Here is a 4,523-nt window from a genome sequence, read left to right on the forward strand (position 1 = left end):
GGTGAAACTGTCAAAAAATCTTTATCGACTAGAACCCATCAGTGCAAATGTGGATGTGTTTTGGATAGGGATGAAAACGCCGCAATCAACATCCTTAAAAGGGGACTAAGTACGGTAGGGCATACCGGAACCTTTGGGCTAGACCCAATAAACGCTTGGGGAGAGAATACCTCTACTTTTTCAGAAGCAATTCTGTCTAAGCAAGTAATCTCTGTGAACCAAGAATCCCCGTCTCTTTAGAGCGGGGAGTGTCAACTGTGCAACAACACGACTTTGAGTTTGAATTTGTGGGACTCATCGGCCTGGAAGACCCGGTGCGCCCTACTGTTGCACCTGCGATCTCCGAATGCTATGGTGCGGGAATTCGCGTTGTGATGATTACGGGTGATTATCCGGTAACAGCCCAGAACATTGCCCGTCAGATTGGACTCAGGCCTTTAGACAAGGTGATCACTGGCAGGGAACTGGAGCAAATGGGTGAGTCGGAACTGCGCGATCGCATTCACAGCACCAACATCTTTGCCCGTGTCGTCCCCGAACAAAAACTATTGATTGTCAATGCACTGAAACGCTCCGGGGAAATTGTGGCCATGACCGGTGATGGTGTCAACGATGCCCCGGCCCTCAAGTCTGCTCATATCGGCATTGCCATGGGTGAACGAGGTACCGATGTAGCGCGCGAGTCTGCCGATTTGGTCCTGTTGAAAGATGATTTTTCATCCATCGTCGAATCGGTCAAACTGGGCAGACGTATCTTTGACAACCTGAAAAAGGGGATGGCCTATACCTTGGCCGTTCACGTTCCGATCGCAGGTATGTCCTTGATTCCAGTCATGTTTGGCTGGCCCTTGGTGCTGCTCCCCATCCACATTGCCTTTCTACACTTAATTATCGACCCGGCCTGCACGGTTGTGTTTGAAGCTGAACCGGCAGAAAGCGATATTATGCGTCGCCCCCCCCGTAATCCCAAAGAACCCTTGTTCAGTCGTCGGACGTTGCGATTGGCCTTGCTTCAAGGGATCAGCGTTTTAGTGGTACTGCTTATTGTATTCGCGATCGCCTATAACAACGGCAATAGTGAATTTGATGCTCGTGCCTTAGCATTTACGACATTGATTATCTCCAACCTCGCTATGATCCTCACCAATCGTTCCTGGTCCCGAACGATTCCAGAAATGCTCCAAGCTCCTAATCAGGCTTTGTGGTGGGTGATCGGCGGTGGACTCCTGTTTTTGGGATTAGTTCTCTATGTTCCCTTGTTACGACACCTGTTCAGCTTTTCACTGCTACATACTGATGATTTGCTGGTTAGCTTAGTTTCTGGAGTTGTCAGTATTTTCTGGTTTGAAGGACTAAAACTGTGGAACCGTCGGCACTTGAACATCCAAAAATAAAAGGCATCATAGATTCCACGATCGGTTACAAATTGTTGCAGCAGTGCGCTATGTAGTTGCTTGAATGAATTGTGCCTACCTACTTAATAATCAGCATGGTGGGTTAAAACAAGTTTAACCCGCTGCTAACCAGCGCACGGCATCCTTAGCGTGGTAGGTTAAGATAATATCGGCACCCGCCCGTTTAAAGCTAGTTAGAGTCTCTAAAGTCACTCGTTTTTCGTCAATCCAGCCATTTAACGCCGCCGCTTTAATCATTGAATATTCCCCCGACACATTGTAGGCAGCCACGGGTAAATTAGTCATTTCCTTGATTCTCCAGATAATATCCATGTAAGATAGGGCAGGTTTTACCATTAACATATCTGCTCCCTCTAATAGGTCTAATTCCACCTCTTTTAAGGCTTCTCTGGCATTACCCGGATCCATTTGGTAGGTTCTGCGATCGCCGAATTGGGGGGTAGAATCAGCCGCATCCCGAAACGGACCATAATAGGCAGAGGCATATTTAGCCGTATAGGAAAGAATCGGTGTATCACTATAACCCGCCTCATCCAATCCTTGACGAATTGCCCGCACAAAACCATCCATCATTCCCGAAGGTGCAATGATATCCACTCCCGCTTTTACCTGAGAAACGGCGGTTTTTTGCAATAATCCCAGAGTGGGATCGTTTAACACCCTGCCGGTTAAATCTCCCGTTTGCAGATAACCACAATGACCGTGGTTGGTATATTCACACAAACAAGTATCGGCGACAATGAGCAGATCGGGAACTGCCTCTTTAATTGCTGTGGCTGCTTTTTGCACAATACCATGATCGTGCCATGCTCCCGTCGCCTCTGTGTCTTTACTTTCTGGCAGCCCGAATAAAATAATCGCTGGGATTCCTAAATCCCGCACTTCCTTGGCTTCGTCAACAATTTTATCGATTGATAATTGGTACACCCCCGGCATCGATTTGACTTCCCGGGCAATACCTTCCCCCGCCGTGGCGAAAAGAGGATAGATAAAGTCATTGGCTGTCAAGACGGTTTCACTCACCAGACGGCGCATTTGAGGGGTTTGACGCAGACGACGGGGGCGATGAATAGGAAACATAGTTTTTTGTGATTAAATCGGGAATCTGGTCTTTAGTTTAAATCTTTGCTGAGGATGAACACAAATCGATTCAGCCGGCTGCGGGCTGCCAGCAACTATCCGCAACATTTAGTTATTTTGAGCTTAATCACACTATTTAGTTCATTTTTGACTTAATGAGGCTTTATCGTCGTTTTGAGCGCAAAAAACCAGCAATTTGACTAAAATTTAATCTTTATAGCGATCAATTTTGGTGTCGCCACCACCGCATCTCTTTACAAAACTTTACCTCATCAGTTATCAGTTACCAGTTACCAGTTATCAGTTATCAGATGTGATACTAAATCCGTTTATTAAAAACTGATTATTTATTCTCCCTTTTGCCTCTTGCCTTTTGCATGAGTGCCTCTCCTCATAACTAGCTTATACTCAACGGATTTAGTATGAGTTTTCAGTTCACCGATGGCTCTCTTGGATATTGGCTGAAAAATGTTCACGGTGTTACATTAGCGGCGCAAGCGTTCACTGATTACTGTTTACTGTTCACTGTTCACTCACTCCCAAAACCCATCTCCATTTGGGAGAAGGATCGTTTATTCTAGGAAGTAAGAGCGATCGATTCAGGATTTTTGCTATGGCGAACTTAGGTGATTTAGTCAAAAAAGCAGTTTATTTGGGCGTAGGCATTGCTACTTATGCCGCCGAAAAAGCTGAAGTAAATTTACAAGAATTAAGAAATCAAGCCCAAAAATTAGCCGATGAGATGATTTCTCGCGGCGAAATGACGACGGAAGAAGCGAGGAAATACGTTGATGAGTTGGTGAAACAGGCACAACAGCAAACGGTGGCAGGTAATGAATCTAATATTCCCCATGAACCCCGACGGATAGAAATTATTGAAGATGAGGAAGACAGCAAAGCAGCCGAGCCAAAAGTAGATGAATTGCGGCAAAAGGTGGAACGTCTTCAGGAAGAATTACGGAAACTACAACAGGATTAAAACCTAGATTTTAGCGACAAATAATTAATTATTACCAGACAAGGGACGCAAGTATAAACATGGACGATTGGCAGAAAGATTTTTGGGAAGTGATCGAAACTGTGGCACTGGGAATTGAAAATTTTTTCCAAGAAGTTACCCAAACTATCGAAGAAATCAATGAAGAAATTATCATCGATCTGGAACAGTTTATTCAAGAGGTTTTACCCCAGGAATTAGAGGAATTTTTTAACCTCGATGAATACCCCTTTTCGGAATTAGATGAACCCTCGGATTTTACCCTCACTCCTAAAGTTAACCCCGATCCTAACACCCATCCTGCTTGTATCGGTTGCCGTAATTATCACGGTTATATCTACGGGGGTAATCTTCTCGTCTGCGGTTTCCATCCCTACGGTTGGGATAGTGATAGTTGTCCCGATTGGCAAGCAGAGGATTAATTATTTTCCTATAAAATCAGGTAGGGTTATTATCCCTACCCATAACCCTTATCTCAAAGCAGTTATCTGTCATTTTTAGTTAAGAATTACCCTTGGGAGCATGGTAAGGTTCAGAATCAAAAGGCTGCATCCCCACATCGGGATATTCGTCATTGTTGGGACTAAAAATGCGAGCAAAAGCCTCTGTTAGGTACTGGACAAAATTGTGTAACGTATCCTTGATATTCATTGCTTTTCTCTCCGACTCTCGACAATAATCTCTGTTTCGGATCAGGTTGATTCACCCCTCCATCCCCATTATCTGGTCAGAATCTCATCAATTGTTGACTTTTGAGATAATTCTTGAATAATCTTCATAAGACTTGATATTTTTTCTTGTTTATCTAAACTTTTATAATAATCCTTGTATTTTTGTAAAGGAAAAATTATTCAATTAAATCGCTGAACAGATATTTGATTGTTGTCCAGAAAGGACGGCTCTTCTCGACTTTGTGTGATAATTTTTGCTTATAGAATCGTGAAATATTTACTGGGAAAGACTTTTAGGAGTATTTTGCTGAAGAAACTATCAGTATAGACCCCGTTTCCACACAGAAACCAGAAGAGCCA

5 protein-coding genes and 1 pseudogene are annotated in these 4,523 nt (G+C 43.9%); 4 read left to right on the forward strand and 2 right to left on the reverse strand.

Annotated features, from left to right (window positions below):
- The coding region (locus O9290_RS23165; protein ID WP_287697663.1) for a zinc ribbon domain-containing protein at positions 1–240 on the forward strand (240 nt) is incomplete at its 5' end.
- 17 nt (positions 241–257) lie between these two features.
- Positions 258–1,394: pseudogene (locus O9290_RS23170) on the forward strand (cation-translocating P-type ATPase); the annotation flags it as partial.
- Positions 1,395–1,508: 114 nt separating this feature from the next.
- On the opposite strand, the gene hemB reads toward O9290_RS23170, so the two are convergent.
- Positions 1,509–2,495, reverse strand: a complete 987-nt coding sequence (gene hemB / locus O9290_RS23175; protein WP_288059539.1) for a porphobilinogen synthase — start codon at positions 2,493–2,495, stop codon at positions 1,509–1,511.
- A 613-nt stretch (positions 2,496–3,108) separates the two neighbouring features.
- Here hemB and O9290_RS23180 point away from each other — a divergent pair.
- Both O9290_RS23180 and O9290_RS23185 read left to right on the forward strand, forming a co-directional pair.
- Complete coding sequence (locus O9290_RS23180; RefSeq protein WP_002759385.1) at positions 3,109–3,474, forward strand: phasin family protein; 366 nt, start codon at positions 3,109–3,111, stop codon at positions 3,472–3,474.
- A 59-nt stretch (positions 3,475–3,533) separates the two neighbouring features.
- Positions 3,534–3,914, forward strand: coding sequence for a hypothetical protein (locus O9290_RS23185; protein WP_002759386.1), 381 nt, complete (start codon positions 3,534–3,536; stop codon positions 3,912–3,914).
- Between the two features lie 79 nt (positions 3,915–3,993).
- Here O9290_RS23185 and O9290_RS23190 read toward each other — a convergent pair whose 3' ends face one another.
- A complete protein-coding gene (locus tag O9290_RS23190) occupies positions 3,994–4,143 on the reverse strand; it encodes a hypothetical protein (RefSeq protein WP_002752187.1) in 150 nt (49 codons plus the stop codon).
- Positions 4,144–4,523 lie beyond the last annotated feature (380 nt).

The organism is Microcystis sp. LE19-41.2A (genome assembly GCF_027530405.1).
Classification (GTDB): Bacteria; Cyanobacteriota; Cyanobacteriia; order Cyanobacteriales; family Microcystaceae; genus Microcystis; species Microcystis aeruginosa.

Excerpts from the sequence above, each read along its gene's own strand:
- hemB (WP_288059539.1), bottom strand. The coding sequence starts at position 2,495 with ATGTTTCCTATTCATCGCCCCCGTCGTCTGCGTCAAACCCCTCAAATG.
- O9290_RS23180 (WP_002759385.1), top strand. The coding sequence starts at position 3,109 with ATGGCGAACTTAGGTGATTTAGTCAAAAAAGCAGTTTATTTGGGCGTA.
- O9290_RS23185 (WP_002759386.1), top strand. The coding sequence starts at position 3,534 with ATGGACGATTGGCAGAAAGATTTTTGGGAAGTGATCGAAACTGTGGCA.
- O9290_RS23190 (WP_002752187.1), bottom strand. The coding sequence starts at position 4,143 with ATGAATATCAAGGATACGTTACACAATTTTGTCCAGTACCTAACAGAG.